Annotated in this window: 22 protein-coding genes and 1 pseudogene; 7 read left to right on the forward strand and 16 right to left on the reverse strand. The window is 45.3% G+C overall.

Features of this window, described 5'->3' with window-relative positions:
* Positions 1–422 precede the first annotated feature (422 nt).
* The 3 genes from A37S_RS0111335 to A37S_RS0111345 all read left to right on the forward strand — a co-directional run bounded on the left by A37S_RS0111335 (position 423) and on the right by A37S_RS0111345 (position 4,586).
* Positions 423–1,994, forward strand: a complete 1,572-nt coding sequence (locus A37S_RS0111335) for a peptide MFS transporter (protein ID WP_051293050.1) — start codon at positions 423–425, stop codon at positions 1,992–1,994.
* A gap of 64 nt (positions 1,995–2,058) precedes the next feature.
* Entirely contained in the window at positions 2,059–3,825 is a 1,767-nt protein-coding gene (locus A37S_RS0111340; RefSeq protein ID WP_028297080.1) for a peptide MFS transporter, read from the forward strand.
* Positions 3,826–3,857: 32 nt separating this feature from the next.
* On the forward strand, positions 3,858–4,586 hold the full coding sequence (locus A37S_RS0111345) for a polyprenol monophosphomannose synthase (protein ID WP_028297081.1): 729 nt from the start codon (positions 3,858–3,860) through the stop codon (positions 4,584–4,586).
* A 29-nt stretch (positions 4,587–4,615) separates the two neighbouring features.
* Here the strand turns inward: A37S_RS0111345 and A37S_RS0111350 are convergent, their stop codons facing one another.
* The 11 genes from A37S_RS0111350 to A37S_RS0111400 form a co-directional block, all read right to left on the reverse strand.
* Positions 4,616–5,317, reverse strand: a complete 702-nt coding sequence (locus A37S_RS0111350) for a sensor histidine kinase (RefSeq protein ID WP_028297082.1) — start codon at positions 5,315–5,317, stop codon at positions 4,616–4,618.
* A 48-nt stretch (positions 5,318–5,365) separates the two neighbouring features.
* Positions 5,366–6,052, reverse strand: coding sequence for a response regulator transcription factor (locus A37S_RS0111355; protein WP_028297083.1), 687 nt, complete (start codon positions 6,050–6,052; stop codon positions 5,366–5,368).
* Positions 6,053–6,159: 107 nt separating this feature from the next.
* Positions 6,160–7,269 carry a TlpA disulfide reductase family protein gene (locus A37S_RS0111360; protein WP_028297084.1) on the reverse strand — a complete coding sequence of 370 codons (1,110 nt, stop codon included), beginning with the start codon at positions 7,267–7,269 and terminating at the stop codon, positions 6,160–6,162.
* Positions 7,270–7,315: 46 nt separating this feature from the next.
* The gene (alaS, locus tag A37S_RS0111365) at positions 7,316–9,934 is read right to left on the reverse strand and encodes an alanine--tRNA ligase (RefSeq protein ID WP_028297085.1); all 2,619 of its coding nucleotides are present in this window, start codon (positions 9,932–9,934) and stop codon (positions 7,316–7,318) included.
* Between the two features lie 70 nt (positions 9,935–10,004).
* Positions 10,005–10,949: an MBL fold metallo-hydrolase gene (locus tag A37S_RS0111370; protein WP_028297086.1), complete on the reverse strand. Its 945-nt coding sequence runs from the start codon at positions 10,947–10,949 to the stop codon at positions 10,005–10,007.
* Between the two features lies 1 nt (position 10,950).
* A complete protein-coding gene (gene coaE / locus A37S_RS0111375) occupies positions 10,951–11,553 on the reverse strand; it encodes a dephospho-CoA kinase (protein WP_028297087.1) in 603 nt (200 codons plus the stop codon).
* 5 nt (positions 11,554–11,558) lie between these two features.
* Positions 11,559–12,506, reverse strand: coding sequence for a CdaR family protein (locus A37S_RS0111380; protein WP_028297088.1), 948 nt, complete (start codon positions 12,504–12,506; stop codon positions 11,559–11,561).
* A 108-nt stretch (positions 12,507–12,614) separates the two neighbouring features.
* Entirely contained in the window at positions 12,615–12,962 is a 348-nt protein-coding gene (gene yajC / locus A37S_RS0111385; RefSeq protein ID WP_028297089.1) for a preprotein translocase subunit YajC, read from the reverse strand.
* A gap of 28 nt (positions 12,963–12,990) precedes the next feature.
* Positions 12,991–13,437, reverse strand: coding sequence for a DUF1573 domain-containing protein (locus A37S_RS0111390; RefSeq protein WP_028297090.1), 447 nt, complete (start codon positions 13,435–13,437; stop codon positions 12,991–12,993).
* An 80-nt stretch (positions 13,438–13,517) separates the two neighbouring features.
* Positions 13,518–14,465 (reverse strand): transcription antitermination factor NusB, encoded by a 948-nt coding sequence (gene nusB, locus A37S_RS0111395; RefSeq protein WP_028297091.1) that lies wholly within the window; start codon positions 14,463–14,465, stop codon positions 13,518–13,520.
* 60 nt (positions 14,466–14,525) lie between these two features.
* Complete coding sequence (locus tag A37S_RS0111400; RefSeq protein ID WP_028297092.1) at positions 14,526–15,605, reverse strand: Glu/Leu/Phe/Val family dehydrogenase; 1,080 nt, start codon at positions 15,603–15,605, stop codon at positions 14,526–14,528.
* A 319-nt stretch (positions 15,606–15,924) separates the two neighbouring features.
* Here A37S_RS0111400 and parS point away from each other — a divergent pair, with 319 nt between their 5' ends.
* Positions 15,925–16,386, forward strand: a complete 462-nt coding sequence (gene parS / locus A37S_RS0111405; protein WP_169719481.1) for a type II RES/Xre toxin-antitoxin system antitoxin — start codon at positions 15,925–15,927, stop codon at positions 16,384–16,386.
* Positions 16,386–16,862, forward strand: coding sequence for an RES family NAD+ phosphorylase (locus A37S_RS0111410; RefSeq protein WP_028297094.1), 477 nt, complete (start codon positions 16,386–16,388; stop codon positions 16,860–16,862). The genes parS and A37S_RS0111410 overlap by 1 nt, the downstream gene beginning before the upstream one ends.
* Positions 16,863–16,903: 41 nt before the next feature.
* Here A37S_RS0111410 and A37S_RS24470 read toward each other — a convergent pair whose 3' ends face one another.
* From A37S_RS24470 to A37S_RS27490, 5 genes and pseudogenes are all read right to left on the reverse strand, one after another.
* The gene (locus A37S_RS24470; protein ID WP_169719482.1) at positions 16,904–18,391 is read right to left on the reverse strand and encodes a serine hydrolase domain-containing protein; all 1,488 of its coding nucleotides are present in this window, start codon (positions 18,389–18,391) and stop codon (positions 16,904–16,906) included.
* A 116-nt stretch (positions 18,392–18,507) separates the two neighbouring features.
* Positions 18,508–19,599: a dipeptide epimerase gene (locus tag A37S_RS0111420; protein ID WP_245586363.1), complete on the reverse strand. Its 1,092-nt coding sequence runs from the start codon at positions 19,597–19,599 to the stop codon at positions 18,508–18,510.
* Between the two features lie 59 nt (positions 19,600–19,658).
* A complete protein-coding gene (locus A37S_RS0111425) occupies positions 19,659–20,834 on the reverse strand; it encodes a C40 family peptidase (RefSeq protein WP_245586364.1) in 1,176 nt (391 codons plus the stop codon).
* A 179-nt stretch (positions 20,835–21,013) separates the two neighbouring features.
* Positions 21,014–21,256: pseudogene (locus tag A37S_RS0111430) on the reverse strand (DUF6169 family protein); the annotation flags it as partial.
* A 204-nt stretch (positions 21,257–21,460) separates the two neighbouring features.
* Positions 21,461–21,637 (reverse strand): hypothetical protein, encoded by a 177-nt coding sequence (locus A37S_RS27490; protein WP_169719483.1) that lies wholly within the window; start codon positions 21,635–21,637, stop codon positions 21,461–21,463.
* A 137-nt stretch (positions 21,638–21,774) separates the two neighbouring features.
* Between A37S_RS27490 and A37S_RS0111440 the strand changes: the two genes are divergently transcribed.
* Entirely contained in the window at positions 21,775–22,749 is a 975-nt protein-coding gene (locus A37S_RS0111440) for a glycosylasparaginase (RefSeq protein WP_425414408.1), read from the forward strand.
* Between the two features lie 86 nt (positions 22,750–22,835).
* Positions 22,836–23,558: a copper homeostasis protein CutC gene (locus A37S_RS0111445; protein ID WP_028297099.1), complete on the forward strand. Its 723-nt coding sequence runs from the start codon at positions 22,836–22,838 to the stop codon at positions 23,556–23,558.

The following is a 23,558-nucleotide window of genomic DNA, read 5'->3' on the forward strand; positions in this document are numbered from 1 at the left end:
GATGGTGCAGAACAGCAGGAGAACTTACAGCAAACAGAAAAAACGAAATAAACCACCTTGTATACAGGTAGAACTGTTCTAAAAAACAGGGGGGGGGNGGCTTTTTTATCTAATGAAAATATTTACTGATAATCAGTAAGTTAAGTGAGTTTATTGCCTGTTTTTAAGTTTATCCGTTTGGTAGTGATAAACAATTATTGATATCTTAAATTTTACTGATCACCCAAGAATAATTTGCTAAAATTGATGTTCACGCAAAAAAAATAGGATTAGAATTCCCATTTAAGCGATTATTTATGCAATTTTGGGCCTTGGAAACACTAAACCATCTAATGATTATGCTGTGCAAGAGGTAAAAAGAAGGGGAACAACGGCAGTAAACATAATTAGTTGCACATGCATTTTGATTTTTTTGTGATTTAATGAAGGTAGAAGAACAGCACGCTCAAGGGAGCAAAGGAGAGGGTATTGATAAAAAAACGATCTTTGGACATCCAGTAGGCCTTTATATCTTATTCCTCACGGAAATGTGGGAACGCTTTAGCTTCTACGGCATGAAAGCTTTGCTCATTTTCTATCTCACCAAGTACCATTTCTTTTCAGACACAGAGGGCAATCATATCGTGGGCAACTACGCTGCTCTGGTGTATGCGTTACCCATTCTGGGCGGCGCTTTGGCAGATCGCTTTCTCGGATTCCGAAAGGCGGTAACTTTTGGCGCCGTGCTTTTGGTCTTAGGCCATTTGGGAATGGCTTTCGAGGGTTTTCAGGCCTACTATACAGATGGAGGCACGGCAGTACGAGACGAATTTGCTATCCAATGCTTTTATTTCTCTATGGGACTCATCATCATGGGCGTAGGTTTTTTGAAACCCAATATCTCGACCATTGTAGGAGAACTGTACGAGCAAGGCGACAGCAGGCGTGACTCGGGCTTTACCATTTTCTATATGGGCATCAACCTGGGAGGTTTCATCGCCACCTTGCTATGCGGCTGGCTGGGCGAAACTTACGGCTGGCGATATGGTTTTGGTGCCGCTGGAATAGGCATGCTTTTTGGCCTCATTGTGTTTATATCAGGACAAAAATACCTTATGGGAAAGGCCGAGCCGAAGCAGCCGCAATTACTTCGATCAAGATCTATATTGGGAATAAGCAACGAATGGCTCATCTATTTACTCTCATTTGGAGGCGTTTTTGTTTGTTGGCAACTTGTACAAAATCACGTAGTAGTAGGCAGTCTGCTCACTATCACATCCATATTGGTTGTGTTGTACCTCATCTGGTTCATAGCTACCGAGTGTACGCCCAAGGAACGCGGGCAGATGATCGTATTGATTGTGCTAACCCTATTCACGGTTGTCTTCTGGGCGCTATTTGAACAGGCATATACGTCCATGAATCTTTTTGCCGACCGCGTGGTAGATCGCATGACGCCTTATGGGGAAATCAAGGCTTCGCAGTTCCTTTCGCTCAACTCCCTATTCATCATCCTATTTGCGCCCGTATTTGCCTGGATATGGATTCGCCTGGCAAAGAAGAATATGGAGCCTAGTACGCCCGTAAAATTTGCCATAGGCATTATCCTGGCAGGAGTTGGTTTTGGCGCATTGGTAATAGGCATCCAAAATGCCAATGAACTGGGGAAAGTGGCTCCTTTTTGGTTAGCGCTCGCCTACTTTTTTCATACCAGCGGCGAGCTTTCGGTATCGCCCGTTGGGCTATCTGCCGTCACCAAACTTTCAGTGCCAAAGATTGTGGGATTCATGATGGGCGTATGGTTTTTGGCCACTGCTAGCTCGGAATACATAGCTTCCATACTAGCCAATATTGCACATGTAGACACCGAAGGCGGAATAGTTGCCGATACCAAGGTGGCATTGGGTGCCTACTCCGAACTGTATTCATTCTTACTATATGCAGGTATCATTACCGGAACGGTGCTTTTGGTGCTCTCCCCCTTATTGAGGAAATATATGTACGGCGTAAAGTAGTAATTGGTAGGTAGTACTTAGACAACAAATAAACTAATCCACAAATAAACGAGTAAACAAAAAAATGACAGCTGAACAGAAGGAAATCAATTTCTTTGATCTAAAGGTAATGGGGCATCCGGCAGGTCTCTTTGTACTTTTCTTTACCGAAATGTGGGAGCGTTTCTCTTATTATGGAATGCGGGCCTTGTTGGTGCTTTTTTTGACTACTTCGCTCATAGGCGACAATCCTGGTTGGGGCTGGCCCAGAGAACATGCACTGGCCATATACGGTTCCTATACCTCCCTTGTCTACCTCACCCCTATCCTTGGTGGTTATATCGCGGATCGCATCATCGGACACCGATGGGCGGTACTGTTAGGCGCATTGATCATGACGCTGGGTCACGCTTCTATGGCCTTGGAATTTGATCCTATATTCATGTATATCGGCCTTGGCTGCCTCGTGGTAGGAAACGGTTTCTTCAAACCCAATATGAACTCCGTACTTTCTGAGCTGTACAAAAAATACCCGGAAAAGAAGGACGGTGCCTATACCATCTTCTATATGGGAGTCAATTCAGGTTCCTTTTTAGGAATGTTGCTTTGCGGCTATATTGGCGAAAGTCCCGATTGGGGATGGAGTTACGGCTTTGGCCTGGCAGGTATATTCATGTTTATCGGCATGCTGCAGTTCTATTTCACACAGGGAATCTTTGGAAAAATAGGTCTGAAACCAATAAAAGATGCACAAGAAGTTCAGGAAAACGAAGATCCGCGCGAAGCGAAACGAAATCCTTTTTCCAAGCTTGACTTATTGCTTATTGCCTTTATATCCATTGTGAGCGTGGTATGGGTTATCAATGACCCGGTATCAAAAATATCCTCTTTCAATGTGTTCAACTTTGAGGTGGCTGGCATAGCAGGGGAAAATTTTGCCATACTACTAGCCTTTGCCATTTTTATTTTTATCATTGTGAAGCGCGTATCGCAATATACGCCCATCCTGCGAGACAAGATCATAGCCGTCATCATCCTCGCTTTCATAAGTATTTTCTTCTGGGCTTGCTTTGAGCAGGCCGGAGGTTCTATGGCTATCTTTGCAAAAGACTATACCCTCAGATCACTGGATGGCAGCTCCAAACTGGTTTTCAACATAGCCAATACGCTGATAACCCTTATTCCCTTGAGCGTTATTTCCTATGTGCTTTTCTCTTTGTTCAATAAGACTTTCAAGTATTTTGCCATCGGCAATGTCATTCTGTCCTCGGCATTTGTCATTATCTGGGGTTTAGCGCTATACATGTTGTACAATCAATTTCAAGAGACAAAATCAGAAGTGCCGGCTAGCTGGTTCAACATGTTCAACTCTTTGTTCATCATTACGCTATCTCCCCTTTTCTCCAAAATATGGGAAAGTAAGTACAATCCTTTGGCAACGTACAAAAGTGGTATTGGCATGATTTTACTTGGTATTGGTTTTGCCGCATTGGCCCTTGGTGCAGATGGTATTCCGCAGGGTGCAAAAACAGCCTCCGTAAGCATGATATGGCTTATAGTGGCCTACCTCTTCCATACCATGGGCGAAATATGCATATCCCCTGCAGGTCTCTCTTATGTAAGTAAATTGGTGCCTGCTCGGATGATAGCGATCATGTTTGGGATTTGGTACCTGGGCACATCCATCGGCAATAAAATTGCCGGTACTGCAGGTGGGATGATCGACAAAGTTACGGAGCAATACTCCATGACTACGTTCTTCTTAATATTTACCCTCGTCCCTATGGCTCTAGGCCTTTTCATGATTATGTTGACGCCACTTATGAAAAAACTGATGCACGGGGTACGTTAATTTGACGAAGCTTAATACATTTTTTGAACATCATGGCAGACAGCATAGTCCTCATACCTACTTATAATGAAAAGGACAATATAGAGAAAATCGTTCGCAAGGTATTCTCCTTGCCCCGCATTTTCCATATATTGGTAATTGATGACGGTTCGCCCGATGGCACGGCAACTATTGTGCGCCGACTGATGGACGAATTTGAAGGCCTCCTTTTTCTAGAAGAACGCAAAGGGAAACTCGGACTGGGCACGGCATATATCCATGGCTTCCAATGGGCGTTACAACGTAACTATGAGTACATCATAGAAATGGATGCCGACTTTTCACACAATCCAGATTATCTTTCGGATCTAGTAGAAGCTTGCGAAAGAGGTGCCGACGTGGCAATAGGTTCGCGTTATATCAATGGGGTAAACGTAGTGAACTGGCCCATGAAACGCATGCTGATGTCTTATTTCGCGTCGGTTTATGTACGCTTCATCACGCGTATCAAGGTGATGGATGCCACCGCAGGCTTTGTATGCTACAAACGTATAGTACTGGAGACCATATTGCGCGACAAAATAAAATTTGTAGGTTATGCCTTCCAGATTGAAATGAAATTTAAAGCCATCAAATATGGTTTTCAGGTAGTGGAAATTCCCATCATTTTCGTAGACCGTACCGCTGGCGAGTCCAAGATGAGCCCCAAAATATTTAAAGAGGCATTCTTTGGGGTAATCTATATGAAAGTAAAAAGCTGGTTCAAAAACTATAAAGTATGATCACGAAAAGGCAAGCCTTTGCCTTTGTCTTACAACGATGCCAATAACTCGTCCAATCGTTTGAGCAACACATCAGAAGATTCGTTTATGCGAGCAGCCATCCGTTTTATCTTTTCGTCTGTCCCCCCTTCTCGCTGTATAAGCTGCGAGTAAAGACGTATGCTGGTGAGTGGATTCTTGATATCATGTACCGTCCTGTTTAACCAATTTTGCTCTTCTTGCATGGCTTTTCTACCATATTGGCGCAGGCGCAATATCTCCATAATGGTTTGAGATAGCGCTGTCAATTTATCCAACTTGCCTTTCGGCAAATGTTGAGAATCTTTATCCACCACGCCAATGAATCCGATGCAGTATTGGTCTGGGGTCAACAATGGTGCGCAGGCAAAATAGTGTATGTCAAAATCGCCAATAAAGGCGAACCGATCTTTAAAGTGCTCTTTCGCTAAGTCGGAAAATTCTATGGGGGCATTTAGGTTCAGTTCCAACAGGTAACTGCAAAGCGAATCACTACGATCCACATAAGTAGGCATATCCTCATGGCTCACGGATTTGAAGAATACTTGCTCAGCATCAAGAAAAGATATAAACGACCACTTAACCCCCAACAATTCCGCAGCTAGGCAGGTTATATGGTCAAATATTCGCTCTCGAGGGGTATGCAGGATGTCGTAGCGATATAAACGCAAGCACCTATTACTCTCCCTTTTTTCGACCGCAGCTTTATCCATAAAAATCGACTTTTTATAAAGCTACATTATATCGTCAAAAAAAGAAAATTAAAGCTCAAATTTATAGCCTACGCCCTTTACCGTAGAAACATAGTGTTCGCCTACCTTTTCCCGCAACTTGCGTACATGCACGTCGATGGTTCGGTTAGTCACTACTACAGACTCCTCCCATATTTGTTTCAAGATTTGCTCTCTGGTAAGTACCTTGCCAGGTTTGGACGCCAAGAGGTACAGCAATTCAAATTCCTTTTTTGCTAATACAATCTTTTCCTCTCCTCTATATACGAGATAAGCTTCTCTATCTATCACTAAGTCGCCAATAGTAATCTTGGCATGTTCATCCTCTTCCTGTTGCTTTACATTTCGGCGAAGTATAGCATTGATCCTGCTGAGGAGCGCACGTGGCTTGATAGGTTTTGCGATATAATCGTCAGCCCCTACATTGAAGCCGGCAATTTCAGAATATTCCTCGCTTCTGGCAGTCAAGAACACGATGAGCGTATTCTTGAACTGGCTCATGTTGCGCATTAGCCTGCAGGCCTCAATACCATCCATTTCTGGCATCATCACATCCAGTATAATGAGGTCTGGCGCAAACTGCTTGGCCTTTGCTATGGCATCATAGCCATTGATGGCGGTGAAAGTTTCAAAGCCATCTCTTCCTAGATGATAATCAATCAATTCGCGAATATCAGGTTCATCATCTACGATCAAAATTTTGTGCCGACTAGCCATATCTTATTTTTAGTGCTAAAATATAACCCTAACAATACTTAAAAGTTAGGTTATTGTTAAATAATCATTAAAATAAGCTATAGACATAGCTTTATAAAGCGCAGTTCTTATGGTAGATGCGTTTCCAAGAATTGCCCTAGAGCTTCTCCCCTCAGATTTTTTGCCACAATCACGCCTTCTGGATCCAACAAGAAGGAGCTAGGTATTTGCCTGACTTTATATAGCTCGGCAGCTTTGCTATTCCACATGGATAGGTCGGATACATGTGTCCAAGTCAATTGATCTTGAGCCACAGCCTGCTTCCAATTTTCCAATTTAGAATCTAGGGATACTCCCAATATATCAAAGCCCTTGCTATTGAAACGCTGATACTGTTTCACGATGTTTGGATTTTCCAACCTGCACGGCTGACACCAAGAAGCCCAAAAATCTATTAAGGTATACTTCCCACGAAAATCAGACAATTTCACGGTTTTCCCTTTCATATCCAGCAATTCGAACTCGGGAGCCTTTTGCCCTATGCTCAGCGGCTTCAGTTCAGCCATGTGGGCCACGTAATCCTTTACGGCCTGGTTGTTTCCAAACTTATCTTTAATGCGATCAGCAAATTCTATCTTATCTTTTTCAAAATCGATGTACTGAGAATCATCCAAAGAGCTGATTGCATAAAAACCCGCTAAGTTGTCACTGTTTTTTTTTGCAAATGCTACGGTGGCATCTCCCCTCGCATGCATCAAGGAGTCATACTTTGTTCTCAGCGTAGCGATAATCTCTTCTCGCTGATCGGGTCGTTCTCCTATTTCCTTTGTGAACTCCTCTTCCAGAGCGTTTATTTTGGAGAGGTAATCTTGATTGAGTTCATTGAAACCTTTCAACTTGCTCGACACCTCCGATCCTTCAATACTATACTCCATCTTTGGATCTTCAAGATCGGCCTTGAATGTCAATTTCTCACCGTTTTGGAGTACAAAGAAATAGTGCCTGTCGCCAGCTTCCAGTCCATACAGTTGCGGAACGGGGCTGGTCTTTCTAAACCTGAACTTGTTGTCGTCGTTTAAAAAAGCCGAGTCGACTATGTTTTCACCTTGGTAGAGCAATATTTTCTTTATGGCTCCATTATTGGTGAGCTGTCCGTCTATTATAAATTCATTATCATGGTCGTTGCACGCAAAGAGTGCGAATACACAGCCGACCCATATCGCTATAGTCTTCTTCATATCTATTTTTGCCTCATCTTAAACGACCAAAGCAAGATTTCATTGTTTACACACTGGCCGACTGCACAAAATGCCTAGCCTTTTGGATGGCACGAGGCAAGCCAGAAGCGTCTTTTCCTCCCGCCGTTGCATAGAAGGCTTGCCCTCCTCCCCCTCCTTTTATCTCTTTCGCTAGTTCTCGAACGATGGCACCTGCATTTAGGCTCTTTTCAGCCACCAGATTTTCCGATAGCATGACCGTGAGGCCTGGCTTTTCGTCGCCATATCCCAAAACCAAAAAAAGATTAGGCAATTTATCCTTTAAACCGAATGCAATACTCTTAATGGCATCCGCATCTGCCAAATCTATCTTTTCGGCTATGAAATTTAAGCCATCTATATGCTCCACTTTCTCCATCAATTGAGATCGGAGCACTGCAGCCTTCTCCTGTACGGCCTTTTCTATTTCCTTTCTCAACCTGTTGTTTTCCTCCTGCAAGGACTGTATGGACGCCAAAACATCTTTGGGGCTTTTCAACAATTCCTTGACCTGATGCAGGGCATTGCCTTGCTCGGCAATCAACTTTTCCGAGGCTTTGCCCGTAACAGCTTCTATGCGCCTCACACCGGCAGCCACGGCACTTTCGGAAACGATCTTGAAAAAGCCGATGTTCCCGGTAGCGGGTACGTGACACCCTCCGCAAAGTTCCTTGGAATAGTGGTCGCCAAAGGTGATCACCCGTACATAATCGCCATATTTCTCTCCAAAAAGTGCCGTGGTGCCTTCGGCTATCGCCTGATCGAAAGGAACATGACGTTGCTCTTTCTTTGCAATGTTTTCTCTGATCTTTTCATTGACCAAGTGTTCAATAGACCTTAGTTCGTCTTCGCTTAGCTTGCTAAAATGGGAAAAATCAAAACGCAAGGAATTTTCGCTCACCAAAGAGCCTTTTTGATTGACATGCGTACCCAACACTTTTTTCAGTGCAGCGTGCAACAAATGGGTGGCAGAGTGATTGCGCTCTATATCATGCCTTCTTTCAGCATCCACCTTAGCCACAAAATCGACTTCGGGATGTGAAGGCAATGTATTGGTAAAATGGACAATGAGTCCATTCTCTTTTTTGGTATCTACTATATCTATCTTTTCATCGCCCGCCATCAGCCAGCCACTATCGCCTACCTCTCCACCGCCTTCGGCATAAAAAGGCGTTTTGCTCAATACCAATTGATAGCGGTCCTTCCCTTTCATGGCTATCTTTCGGTACTTGACTAGCTGAGTTTCTACCTCCAAGCTATCATAGCCCACAAACTCCACCTGGTCTTCGTCCAAAAGCGTCACCCAATCGCCAGTATCTATCGTTGTCGCCGCCCTAGATCGTTGCTTTTGTTCTTCCAGCGAGGTTTGAAAGCCCGGCATATCCACCTGCCATCCCTTTTCTCGGGCCATAAGCTCGGTGAGGTCTATGGGAAATCCAAAAGTATCGTACAGCTCAAAAGCAAAATCGCCATTGACGATGCCGTCTGGAGCTCGATAGCCTTCAAAACGCTGCACGCCAGTCACCAAGGTGCGAAGGAAACTTTGCTCTTCTTCAAGCACCACCCTTTGCACAAAATCTTGCTGGGCAATCAATTCATCGAATACCCCCTCAAATTGTTTTGCCAACACAGGCACCAAGGTATTCAAGAAAGGCTCCTTAAAGTCGAGAAAGGTATAAGCATAACGCACTGCTCTACGCAATATCCTTCTGATGACGTAGCCTGCCTTGTTATTGCTGGGCAGTTGCCCATCTGCAATGGCAAAGGATATGGCACGGATATGATCGGCCATTACGCGCATGGCGATATCTGACGCTTCATCATCGCCATACGATTTTTTTGCCGCGGTAGCGATGACGTCAATCAATGGCATAAACACGTCCGTATCATAGTTGGACTGTTTCCCCTGCAGCACACGTACCAAACGCTCGAAGCCCATTCCCGTATCCACATGCTTGGCGGGCAATGGCTTCAAACTACTGTCTTTCAGCCTATTGAACTGCATGAATACGTTGTTCCATATCTCTATGACCTGGGGGTGATCGGCATTGACCAATTCCTTGCCGTCCAGTATCGCGCGTTCGTCATCAGGTCTGCAGTCAACATGGATCTCCGAGCAAGGACCACAGGGGCCTGTTTCGCCCATTTCCCAAAAATTGTCCTTTTTATTGCCAAATAGGATACGCGATTCGTCAATATGGGCTTTCCAATATTGGAGCGCTTCCTCATCCCTGGGTAGCCCTTCCTTTTCGTCGCCCTCGAAGACGGTCACATATAATCGATCTTTATCTATGCCATATACACTGGTGAGCAACTCCCAGCTCCAGGCGATGGCCTCTTTCTTGAAATAATCGCCAAAACTCCAATTGCCGAGCATCTCAAACATGGTGTGATGGTAGGTATCTATACCAACTTCTTCCAAGTCATTGTGCTTACCGGAAACACGCAAGCATCGCTGAGTATCTACTACCCGAGGATACTTGATGGGCGCTTCCCCCAAAAACAGCGCCTTAAATTGGTTCATGCCGGCATTGGTGAACATAAGGGTGGGATCGTTCTTTACTACTATGGGTGCCGAGGGCACGATTTGGTGCCCCTTGCTATGGAAAAAGTCCAAAAAGGTTTTTCTGATTTCTTTGCTTGTCATGGATAAGCTATTGTTTAGCATGTGTGCAAAGTTAATGGAATTATTGAATTAAAGAGCTTATGGATATAAGCTACAATGCCTTTACCAGCATTTTTTCATCAAAATGCTTTTTCAGGTGATTGCCATTTCCATGTAGGGTCCATAGCTGTCGTGGCGCTACTTGAGATATGGTATATAGGATATCGTGCCAGTCAACGTGATCCGAGATATAGAGCGACAGGGCATTGCCCCGCTGCAAATGGCTCCAACCCGAGGCAAACACCCTTATTACATTTTTTGCTCTGATATAACTATTAAAGGTCATTGGTGGCACCATGTACACGGCACCTGCACTTTTTTCTTTCAATGCTTTCCTATTATAGAGCTTGTATTGCCAATCTCGCACCCCATATTGCTCATATACCTGATGGAAAGGAGCAATACGATGATGGACAAACACTTCCAATTGTGGACAGTGGGCATTAATCAATTGGGTCAGCCTTTGCGCTTTCCCCAGAGCGTAGGTTCCCAAGAGGATATTGAACCCTACATCGCGCAACTTGGCGATCTCTGCCTCCACTGGCGGATGCGTAGTGTCAGGATGGGCAAAGGTAGATTCCGTAATAAGCACATCTGCCTTTTCCAGCACAATAGGCATACAGGTGGCGTCTGGCTGTAGCTTATAATCTCCCGTATAGAGGTATTTCACTCCTTTATACACCATCATGATTTGGCTAGACCCCAACATATGCCCCGCCGAAAGAAAATATACTTCTACCCCTCCTACTGTAAAGACGTTGCCATATTCATAGCAAGCGAATTGCCCTGCTGTCTTTTTTCCATAACGGACTTGCATGAGATCTTTGGTGGGCGGGGTACAATACACATTCCCATGCCCTGCAATGGCATGGTCACCATGGGCATGTGAGATAAGGCAAGTATGTACAGGATGACGGGCATCTATATAGAAATCGCCGTAAGAGCAATAGATTCCTTGTTCCGTCATGACAAGAAAATCTTCCAGGATATGATCCATACTAGCCCTTAGCCTCCTTACTAGCTTGCAGGAAATGCCTATGCAATTGCAGTACCTGCGGCAATATAGCGTGACTTTCGTCATTGTAAATGACGAAATCTGCCAGTTTCATTTTTTCCTCATCCCGCCATTGCTTGGACATCCTTGCCCGCACTTCGTTTTCGGTGACGCCATCCCTTGCCATTACCCTGCCAATGCGCAGAGCTTCGGGAGAGACAACCAGGACATTGAAATTGGACAACTTATAACTGCCAGATTCGAAAAGCAATGCAGCTTCTTTCATCACATAAGGAGCCTGTTGAACTTTTACCCATTCCTGGTATGCTGATATCGTTTCGGGATGCACCAAATTGTTCAACAAACGAAGCTTTTCCGCATCATTGAATACGATGTCGGCCAGTTTTTTTCGGTCTAGTTGTCCATCATGCAAGTAAATATCTGAGCCAAAGTGTTGCTTCAGTGCCGCCACCAGCTTGCGGTCCCGTACCATCACCTTTTTTGCTTCCGTGTCTGCATAAAATACGGGGACGCCGAGCACTTCAAATACACGGCAGATGGTTGTCTTCCCACTTCCTATTCCTCCCGTTACTCCAATCTCTAACATAAAGTCTATTCTCTCACAAAAAAAGAGGCATTTTGCGGTTCTATCTTAATAATATTTACAAATTCAGGCTGCTTGGTGATGATAATGGGCAAATTGCTTACCTGATTCCTCTTCCAATCATTCAAATTAACAATCGCTTCAAACGCATCCCTATTCACGTTCTTGTATTCGTTAAGGGATATCATCACCGTCAGTCGTACTTTCTCGGGAATGATTTTCACCATATGATAGGCCTTTGCATTTTCTGGCTTGATGATGACGTCTATAATCTTCTCAGTCACTTCATCTACGGGAACAAGCATCTCGACGGCAGTAGGAGTTACGGACAAATTGGATTTTTTGTTCTTCATGAGAGAGAGCCTGGCTGTAATGTTTTCTGATACGTTATTTCTTTTTAACGTATCAGTTTGCCAGCTTTCAATCTGTACGAGATCCTCCAATGGGCCTGTGACGGTCACAAACTTGGGATTGATATCCACTTCTCCGGACACATTATATTGTTGCTTAAAATCCAGATCATACGCCAGCTTCACTGGCACTTTCTTTACAGCCTGCTCCGAAAAGCTGAAGTACAGCGTATCGGGAGAGACCGATACGACCGTTTGATTGGCATCAAACTGCCGATTTATATATCCCAGTTGATTTGAAAACACAATCCAGTCGCGACTTTTCAAACCGCTGAGGTCTACGTTGACCTTAAGCGGCGTCAAGCGCAGGCCAGAAAACAGCACTTGCCAACCCGTCCCCTCCACCTGCATGCTCACCGTATCGGACTGCAAAGGGTGAAAAGCCCTTTTCTCAGGACTGTTGACATAGTTGAGCGCCACGTTGACGCGGTATTGATAATGATTGGATAAGGCAAATAGGCACCATACGAAGAAGGATATGACAATACATCCGACAAATAGCGTAAGCTTTTGTTGTTGGGTCCTATTTAAATTGAATATGGCCATAACCTCTTTTATTCGCACAATACGCCGCTAAAATAAAAAACGCTTGGCAAAACAACTAATACAATAGTCTATTTGCCGAAGCGTCTATACCTCAGGGCTAGTGCTGCGTTATTTCTTTTCCTCAGCAGCGGGCTCTGCCGGAGCCGCTTTGGGCGCGTTCAATGCCTTGCTCGCTTCCATCGCTACGGCACTCTTGTCAAATTTGATCTTCGTATTGCTACCAACATCTACCAAAATGGTGGTGGCTCCCACTTCTACCACACGTCCATGGATGCCTGCTGAAGTAACGATCTTATCATTGACCTTCAGCTCGTCGATGTACTTTTTATGGTCTTTTTGCTTCTTCATCTGCGGGCGAATCATAAAGAAATAGAAAACCACCAAAATCAATATCATGGGTAAAAACCCCATCAATCCACCACCACTTGCCTGTAATATTACTGTTGCTAATGTCATTTGACTAAATTATTATATGTTAAAAAAATTAATTGGTTACTTCTCCATTGAGTTGCAAGACAACCATTTGACCTGCATTGCTCTGCACGCTGATCATTTTCTGTTGCCTTCCTATGGACTGCCCCGTACTATTGTAGCCCACTTCTATCTGGCCTTTCTGCCCGGGATTGACGGGCTTCTTGTCATATACGGGCGTAGTGCAGCCACAGCCCGCCGTCACATTGGTGATGATTAAGGGTTTTTCACCTGTATTGACAAACTCAAACACATGTGACACTTGCTCGCCTTGCTTTATCTGACCAAAATCATATTTTTCTTCGGTAAATGCAATTTTGGCTCCTGACGAATCCGCTACGTCACCATCCTCATTCACATGTTCCACTATATCGGCACCAGCATTCGATTGCTGTGCATTATTGCTGCAGGCAAACAAGGCCACTGCAATTCCTAACGATAAAAAAAATCTCTTATTCATTGAACCTACTTTTGTATTTCTATCAAAATCAAAAAATATGCCTTCTATCCATCAGCTGAAAGCTTGTCAGTTGGACATCATCAATCTATCAGTCCCCTGCCTATTTTCCTGATCTTTCCTTCCGATCTTAGTTCCAGCAATATCTTATCCAATATACCATTGATAAAGGCATTACTTTTTGGCGTACTATATTCCTTTGACAGCTCAATATATTCATTTATAGTCACCTTTACCGGTATGGACGAAAAGTTCACCAATTCACAAATGGCCATACGCATAATCAGCGTGTCCATCAGCGCTATTCTATCTGCTTCCCAATTTTTGGTCTTATTGCTGATATATTGTTGGTATTCCTCACCATGACGAATCGTCAGCCTAAAAAGATCCAAAATAAAAGGTTTATCTTCATCCCAATTGGCGCAAAGGTTGGCTAATTGGTTCTTGTCCGGATCTTCACTTGCAAAGTTTTTGAATGTCTTTGCTATCAAAGCCTGCAAAACTTCCTTATCGGTATCCCAGTGAAGAAATTTCTGCTCAAATACTTCTCCTACCTCGGGATCTTTGAGCATAATTTTTTTGAATATAAATTTGATGATATCCTTTTCCGCCTTGATGCTGCGATCTTCACTATCCAAATAAGCCGCATATTCCGGACTATCTTTGAGAATCATGAAAACACGTTTCACTAAATCACGATCGAATACAACGTCCACCTTATACTTCTTTGCATATTCAATATAAGAGGGGTTGATTCTAAATGATTCTATAAATGTGTTGTTTTGAAAACGAGTATTGGGTTTGAGGTCTTTTTCAGTGGGAAGAAACTTGTTGGCGCGTCCCTCAGCATCTATCAATGTGTAGTCTGCCACTTCCGAAATAAAGCCTAAAGTCCAGATATACATTTCATACACCTCGTCTACGCTTTTCAACAATACCTTTTCAAAAGCTTGGATGCTTTTTTCTTCCGACAACGAATATGCATAAATGGTTTGCAAGACTTTGATACGGAGATGCCTTCTGTTTAACATGTTTAAAGAACGATTTTTTTGTATATTATTCAGCTAATGCCAACGGCAACCTTGCCGTTATTATTTAATTTTCCCAATCTGCTCCATGCGATCTTCGGCAATGCGTTTTGCCGAAAGATGCGTCGGAATCCTTTCGGCTTTTGACTTCTTGATTACTTCTCTTGTAGCTTCGTATATGTTTTCCGTCAGCGAAGCCGTCCTGACGGCGCTGTAGCCTGCTATTTCCGAATACGCACTAAGCAGACCGCCGGCATTGATCAGGAAATCTGGCGCAAAGATAATATCTTTTTCCATCAGTTCCTCCCCATTGACCACTTCATCTGCCAATTGATTGTTTGCAGATCCTGCTATGATCTTACATTTCATGCGATTAATGGTATGGTGATTGACGGTGCCTCCCAATGCGCAGGGGGCATATATATCAAAATCCAAATCGAACAAGTTTACGTTGGCTACGGGGTTGGCACCGTATTTATTGGCCACATACACCATTCTATCCGGTGCTATATCGCTTACGTACACCTTAGCATTGGCATCCCTCAATAGGGCCACCAGGTGCTCCCCTACCTTCCCGGTACCTTGCACGGCCACCGTGCGCCCAGCCATGCTATCTGTGCCGTACACTTCCTTCACAGCTGCCTTCATGCCAAGAAATACACCCCTAGCCGTAAAGGGCGCCGTATCACCGCTCCCACCGAGGCTTTTGGGAAGACCCACTACATGCTTGGTCTCCATACGTATGTATTCCATGTCCTTTGAGGTAGTTCCCACGTCCAACGAGGCAATAAAATTGCCATTCAGTTCTTCCACAAATTGCCCCAATCTCCTAAGGATAACCTCTGTCTTTTCGGTATTATTGTCGCCGATGATAACTGCCGTGCCCCCTCCCAAATTGACTCCACTAATGGCTGCCTTATAGGTCATGGCCTTAGATAACCTCAGTACATCGCTCACCGCCTCTTGCTCACTTCTATAAGGCAGCATACGCACCCCACCTATTGCTGGTCCTAAAGTGGTATCGTGAACGGCTATCACTGCTTTCAGCCCTATGCGCTTGTCGTGGCAAAAAATGATCTTCTCGTGTTCAAACTCTTCTAGCATTTCAAACACAGCTTGTCTAGGCATTTCGGGAGATTTCATAGCGTTTCTAGTGTCGGAAAAAATAATTCCACAAAACTAAACTTTTTATTTGTATTAAGTTAAATGGCACCACACAAATGTTACTCATTAATTCCTGTGCCTTATTGCTCAATCTTGATCCGTATGTAGGTTTGCAATAGCTTAAGCTAAAAGCCCCCCTTGGTCCAAGTTTGGCCATCCCGCTTGTGCACCCTCAAACTTGAGCCCGTATTCTGCCTATGACTAGCGACCGTTTCGGGGGGCAAAACGGCAATTTGAATAACACCTCCTTTTTAAAAACGACAAATTATCCCTATATTTGGAAATAATGTCGCAAAACATGGCAACAACAAACAAAAAGGAAACAAAAATATATTGGGATGTAAGCTCGCTATTGGGCGGACAGGAATTGCTTGGCATCCGTATCAAAACGGATTTTGACTTGATTAAATTGAGCAATCAAGGCATCACAAAAGCTTCGCTAGATGCGCTGGTTTCCTTTCTGGGCATGCCCAGAAAGGCTTTTGTGGAAGGAATTCTCGATATGTCCGTAAAGACCATTGAGCGCAAGAAGGATACTGACCGACTTGACCGACATACCTCCTCTCACCTCATTGAGATCGCCAAGGTTGTGGAACACGCCATGGAAGTTTTTGAAGATGAAGAAAAGGTACGCGACTGGCTGGCTACGCCCAATCGCGCACTGAACGGAATGTGCCCAATAGAACTATTCTCTATGCCCACGGGCCTAGGGCTAATCGACACTATTCTCGGACGCATTGAAGAAGGGGTATATTCTTGATGGTTCTCTATCGCATTGCCAAAGCAAAGCAGCGCGCTACCGATCTTTCAGGAATGGGAGCCCACAAGTTCGGTGGAAGATGGAACAACGCAGGAACCTATGTGTTGTATACAAGCGAAAACAGCTCGCTGGCCTATCTTGAAAACTTGGTGCACTTCGATCCCGACATCATCCCTCCAAAACTGTTTATCACAAGCATTGAGCTGGAGGTATCCCCGGGCCTAATATATACGCCTCCCGACACGGCATATCCGAAAAACTGGATGGAAATTGGAAACCTCGAGAGCAAACGGCTGGGTGATAAATGGATGCGCGAGTCCAAACATTTAGGTGTCCGCGTACGATCGGCCGTCAATCCAAAGGAATTCAACTTTTTGTTAAACCCCTTATTTCCGCGTTATCACGACATGGTGAAGGTGGGTTCCGTGGAACCCTTGCCGGTGGATAACCGCCTGATCAAAATTAAAATGGCCTAGTCGCTGGGCGTGCCAATTCCATTTGTATGATCATTGTCCAGCTAAGGGAGTTTATTGATTTTAAATTCCTGAATCTTGGGATCGGCCTCGGGACTCAATGTGAAATAGATGGACACGCTTCCTTTTTCACCATGGACAACAAAAGTACCACGCAGGTTGTTCTGTGCCACGATATCATCGATACGCTCTATTTTCCCCACTTCTTCAAATAGCTGTTGACAAGTCTCGCGCAGCATATAATCATAGTTGTCCAAAAAGAAGTTATCGGCAAAAACCGCTTCCCTTGCTTCGTCCTTCCAGTTGGGAAGGAAGGCCAGCAGCTCCTTTTTACGCTGCTCCAATACAGAGCTTGCGGGAACGGCTCGCGCCTGGAGGCCGGCATCCTGAATCAAGGCATCCATGGCCTGGGCATTAATAGCGGTAGCGGCGGCATAGGTCACATTGCTAAAACAGATGAGCCCCAGCCCATAATCTGGCAGCATGATCCAATTGCTGCCAAAACCGGGAAGCCCGCCGCTATGGCCAATGGTAGTGCGGCCGCGGCAATCGTGCGACCATCTGAGCCCAAAGCCGTAAGACGCCGTTATGGGACATCCAGTACCGTCCGTATAGACATTGGTGGCATTGAGACTATTGAAGTTCCAGGGGTGTTGCATTTCGCGTAGAGATGCCCGCTTCACCGGACCATTGTCGATTCCATCACGGGCCGGCCAAGCATTGAGATGGAACAAAACGTACTTGGAAAAGTCCTCCATGGAGGTGAGCACGCCTCCCATGGCGCCGTAGGCCCCATCGTGCAGCATAGGTTGCTTCACCCACTTGTCCTTTACCCACCGGTAGCCTATGGCCAGTTTATCACTGGGCACATCGGCATATTCCCAATAGGTGCTTTTCATACCCAATGGTTGCCATATTTCCCTATTGACGTATTCGTTATAGGAAACTCCCGTTATCCTTTCGATCAAATACCCTAACAGTGCAAATGCCGTATTGCTATACTCGTAGGTGACTCCGGGACTGTTTGAAAAGGAAAAACCTTTGTTGATTAAAGCTAATAATTGTTCTTTGCTGATATCCAACTGCCTGTCGCCCCAAGGGTTGTCCTCCGGAAAACCCGCCGCATGGCTGAGCAAATGACGAATAGTGATAGCTGGCGCATCGGAGGTAAGCAATTTCTGAGCTTTCAGCTCCGGAATATACCGGGAAACCGGGTCGTCCAATTGCAGTTTGCCTTCGTCGCGCAGTTTCATGACAGCCACGCCAATGAAGCTCTTGGACATCGAAGCTATGCGGAATACCTTATTGCCATCTGCCGCTATCTGCTCTTCCAGGTTACTATAACCCCAATGCCCTATATGCAACAGCTTGCCCCCATATACGATGCCGTACACCAAGCCTGGTGAATGGCTTTTCTCCGCAAAGGCCTTGTAGATACTGTCTACCTTGGCGATGGTAGCACTAGGCAGTTCTTGCGCGGAAAGCCGCAAGCACAGCAGGGATACCATTGTAATTAGATGATATTTTCTCATTCCAAAAAACCTGTTTTTTTCTAACATTTACGCTGTGCCGACGCAAGTTGCGGTGGCGAAACCCAATAACCGGCGCGCGACTGTAGCGCGTGCCGCCATCAAAGACAGCCACAGCTTTACAATTTCGTTACGCCAATGCCCGGGCTTTCGGGCAATATCACTTTGCCATCTTGTACATCCATTCCCTTGAACACATCGTTGCCAATGAGCAATGCACCATCTAAATCTGCCCAATCGACCACAGGAGATAACTGGGCAGCGGCCGATATGGCACAGCTAGTCTCTGTCATGCAGCCCAGCATTACCTTCATTTCCAAGGCTCTTGCCAATTCGGCCATTTTATGAGCCTCGCGCAGGCCAGTACATTTCATTAGTTTGATATTGATGCCACTATATACACCGTAGGCCTTGCGCACATCGGGCAGCCGTTGTACGGCTTCATCGCCAATGGTGGGTAAGGGACATCGCTCGGTGAGCCATGCATTGTCGTCTACCTGCTCTTTGGGCATGGGTTGCTCTATGAAGACAACGCCCCGTTCGGCGAGCCAATGAGCCATTTCCAAAGCCGTTTCCTTTATCTTCCATCCTTGATTGACATCCACACATAACGGCTTGTCCGTTACTTCCCGGATGGTTTCTATCATCATCTTGTCTGTGTCCAGCCCTAATTTCACTTTTAAAATCTTATAAGGCTCAGCCTCTCGCACCTTCTGTCTCACTACATCGGCCTTGTCTATCCCTATTGTGTAGGATGTATTAGGCGTGAGGCCTGGATCATAACCCCAGATTCGGTACCAAGGCTGCTTCATGAGCTTGCCTAGAAGGTCATGCAAGGCTATATCTACGGAAGCCTTGGCTGCCGGGTTAGCGCTGTCTACCCCGTCCACATACTGCAGGATGTCATCTGTGAGAAATGGATCGTCAAAACCAGCGAGGTTTACCTTATCCAGAAAAGCCAGCACACTGCTGTGCGACTCACCTAAATAGGGTGGCATGGAAGCCTCGCCATAGCCTATGATGCCATCATACTCCAATTCGGTGAGTACCACCGGCGTGGTACTGCGTGAACCTGCCGCTATGGTAAACACATGCTTCAACTCCAAGGTATAAGGCCTATACCTTAACGTAAACTTGCCTGTTCGTCGCACTACAGCCGCGCCCGCAGCCACAAGCGACGAAGAGGACACTAAACCCATAGTTGCTGCCATAGACCCAAGTTTTAAGAAATTTCTTCTGTTAATCATTATGATAGTTGAAAGTTGAGAGATTATTGTTCATAGTAGACTTCCTTTAAAGCGTGTATTCCTTTTTTTCCTTCCTGACCTATATAACGCCTCGCGGCCACTACCGTTCGGGTCTGAAAGTCGGCATATATAGGCGATGAGGACAAAAAGCTGTTGATACGTACTTGGCCGGCCGAATGGATAAACTCGCCATCACCTATGTACATAGCTACATGCGTCACGCGAGCACTAGGATTGCTGTTCTTGCCCGACGCGAAGAACAGCAGATCGCCTTTCTTCAAATTGGCCATGGCCTTGACCGTATCCAATTCGCCATCATCCGCCAATATAGCTATTGCTTCGCCTACCAGCACCTGTTGCGAGGCATCACGCGGTATCATGTAGCCGTTCATGAAATAGGCCGTCTTGGTAAATCCGCTGCAATCCACGCCCTTCACACTGGTTCCTCCCCACAAATAAGGTACGCCCAACATGGTTTTGCCTACTTCAATGATACGGTCGGCATCCAATTTAGCTACTTTGAGCCAATCATTGTAATCCATAACGGCCTCTTCCTTGATATAGCCTCCCCTGCCGTCTGGAAACAATACTTTTCTATAGCCTTTTTCTTTTCCCATACTACGCAACACATTGCCCAGCACGACGTCCGACACCCTTGTTGCCTTTTCATTGGTTTCGGTATAAACATGGCCGTAATCGGTCTTTACGATTACCTTTGGAGCATTTTTCCAAACATCGAATGCGCCAATAGCCATAGGCTGCAAAGCGGCATTGTCCAACCAACTGATATAGCCATCTACCGTTCTGACCAAATAGTACCCGCCTTGTTTCTTGAGCAACTGCAATGGGGCACCCAAAAGGGCTTGAGTGGCCATCTCGGCCGAATTGGCCGGTTTAGAACGAATATTGACCACCGACAACTTCACCACGCCATATAAACTATCGCCTAGGGTAGCATCGGGCAATAAGTTTGTTTCTGCCTGTATACCCGAAACAGATAGGCTATCCAACAACCTTTCTAAAGCAGGCAATGCTTCTTTTTCCGTTGTTTCCACTACCAACCGCCCATCACGGGTGCTCTCTAGCGTCAACAAGGCCTCCCTACTGTCGGGCGCATATTGTTTTTTCAACGGCATGATGACCTCTTGCAGCTTTTTCATGGCAATGGTATCGATTTCTTGTGCCCAAATAGGCGCCATAATGAAAAAACCAATAATTGAAAGCAATGTGTAGCGCATAAAAATGTAAATAATGGGCAATATAAAAGGAAAACAACTAATAAACAAAAGCAGAGTGCGTTTTTAAGCAATTTTATCAACAAAAAATGCACGTTCCGTCAAAAACACAGCAATATTGCCTGAATAGCTTTGGCCAATACTTATTTGCTTGAATGATCCCTTGCATTTAGCTCGCGAAAAGCTTCTACCAGCTCTTGGGCATGCGGATTGTGCTTGTGAACGAGCAGGGTATTGTAAATGCCTACGCCCTCGATGATAGCCAGTTGGTCTTCCTTGATGATACTTCCGTCGTTGTATCGCCAAAACCAAAGGTCGAACTTCCGCTTTCTGGCCAATTGGCGGCCATCCATGCTGTCGCAAATATAAACTGCCACATGGTTTTCAAGTGAAAAAAAGCTTTAAAAATATGGACTATCGTAAATGCTATCCGTTCATCCGTCGAACTCTTATGGACATCTCCTAGAGTCACATCGAGATTGAATGAATATACATGCTTGACAAATGCGTAACCATCAAACATCCATGCGTAATCTACAAAATAGGCAAAATATACCAAGCCCTGTTCTGTTTGGAATTCAAATGAAAGTTCACTTATTTTTGTAAAAGGATACGGGATCAAGGAAATTATATTTATCTTTTAGGTCGGTCAATTTGCCTCCTTGTTGCAAATGTGCACTGATCGCCCGTTTATCCTCCAATATTTTTTTGAAGATAGCGGCTCCTTTGGAGTTCAGATGTTTTTTATTTGCTTTAGAAGTGCTCATAGATACAAAGTTACGTGTTTTCAACAAAAAAACAATTCTCGATTCAATTCCCTATATTTATCCCCCGCAATACAAGCATCAAATACATGATCAACAGACGCAAATTCATTCAATTAGGCTCTTTGGCCACATCGGCAATGGCCCTTTCTCCCATCGCCAGCATTCAAGGAAAGAACCGTCTTCATACGGTTAAAGCCAACCAACCCATCGTCATCTCTACCTGGGATTTTGGCGTGGCGGCCAACCAAGCCGCTTGGGAAATTTTAGGCAAGGGCGGCAAATCACTTGATGCCGTGGAGGCGGGTGTGAAAGTGCCCGAGGCCGACCTCAAGAATGTTACCGTAGGAAAAGGCGGCTACCCAGATCGTGACGGGCACGTCACTTTGGATGCTTGCATCATGGATAGTGCCGGCAACTGCGGTGCCGTACTGGCATTGGAACATGTAACGCACGCCATTTCGGTGGCTCGCCTGGTGATGGAGAAAACCCCACACGTGATGCTGGCAGGCGAAGGAGCCCTACAGTTTGCCTTGCAAAACGGATTTGAAAAGGAAAACCTCCTAATGCCGGAAAGTGAAAAAGCCTGGAAAGAATGGCTCGAGAAAGCCGAGTACAAACCCATCATCAATATCGAAAACGAATCGTTCAACAAAGAGCGCTTGCCCGGCAACCAATATAACCACGATACCATTGGCATGCTGGCCATAGATGCAGATGGCCACATGAGCGGCGCCTGTACTACCAGTGGTATGGCCTTTAAGATGCGGGGAAGAATTGGCGACAGCCCCATCATTGGCGCTGGCCTATACGTAGATGATGAAGTGGGGGGAGCTACGGCCACTGGCGTGGGAGAAGAAGTGGTGCGTACCGTTGGCAGTTTCTTGGTAGTAGAACTAATGCGTCAAGGCTATTCGCCAGAAGCCGCCTGCAAGGAAGCCGTGCAACGCATCATCAAAAAGAAACCCGAAGCCAGCAAAAGCCTGCAGGTAGGTTTTCTGGCCATGAACAAGCAGGGTGAATATGGCGCCTACGCCCTGCAAGGTGGCTTCACCTTTGCCGTATGCGACCAGCAGCAACAAGACTTGATCATTAAAGGGAAGAGTGTTTATTAGATGTGAGATATGAGACGTTAGACATAAGATCGACTGTTTGGATGTCTTGATACTTATGTCTTGATACTTGACGCCAATATAAAAACATGAAACTAGAAATATGTGCCAATTCCTTTGAATCCGCCTGCACGGCCCAAGAGGCTGGAGCTCATCGCATCGAGCTTTGTGCCAATCTGGAGATAGGCGGTACTACGCCCTCCTATGCCACTATTGCTCTTGTGAAACAACGGCTCCATATACCTACCTATGTACTTATCAGGCCCAGGGCTGGCGACTTCCTATACAGCCAGGCCGAATACGACTGCATGGCCAAGGACATCGAAATTTGCCGCCAGCTAGGTTGTGAAGGCGTAGTTATAGGTCTTTTGTTTCCAGACGGCTCCGTAGATAAAGAGCGCACCACTAGCTTAGTGAAGATAGCCGAGCCCATGGGAGTCACCTTCCACCGCGCATTTGATTGCTGTCAAAATCCGTTGCAAGCGCTCGAAGACATCATAGCTACTGGCTGCCAACGGATACTCACTTCCGGCCAGCAAGCCAGCGCTATCGCTGGAGCGGCATTTCTTCAAGAACTGGTAGAACAGGCAAACGACAGGATCAGCATCATGCCCGGTTCGGGCATCAACAGTGCAAACATAGAGGAATTAATTCGGCAAACGAAAGCGAAGGAATTCCATTGTTCGGCAAAAAAAGAAAGACATAGCGAAATGACCTATGTCAATGAATGTATGCAGCAAATGGGAGCACAACCCAGCATGAGCAACCTGGAAGAAATAAAAGCCATAGTCGCCAAAATAAAAGACGTTTAA

The sequence above is a fragment of the Olivibacter sitiensis DSM 17696 genome, assembly GCF_000427965.1.
GTDB lineage: Bacteria > Bacteroidota > Bacteroidia > Sphingobacteriales > Sphingobacteriaceae > Olivibacter > Olivibacter sitiensis.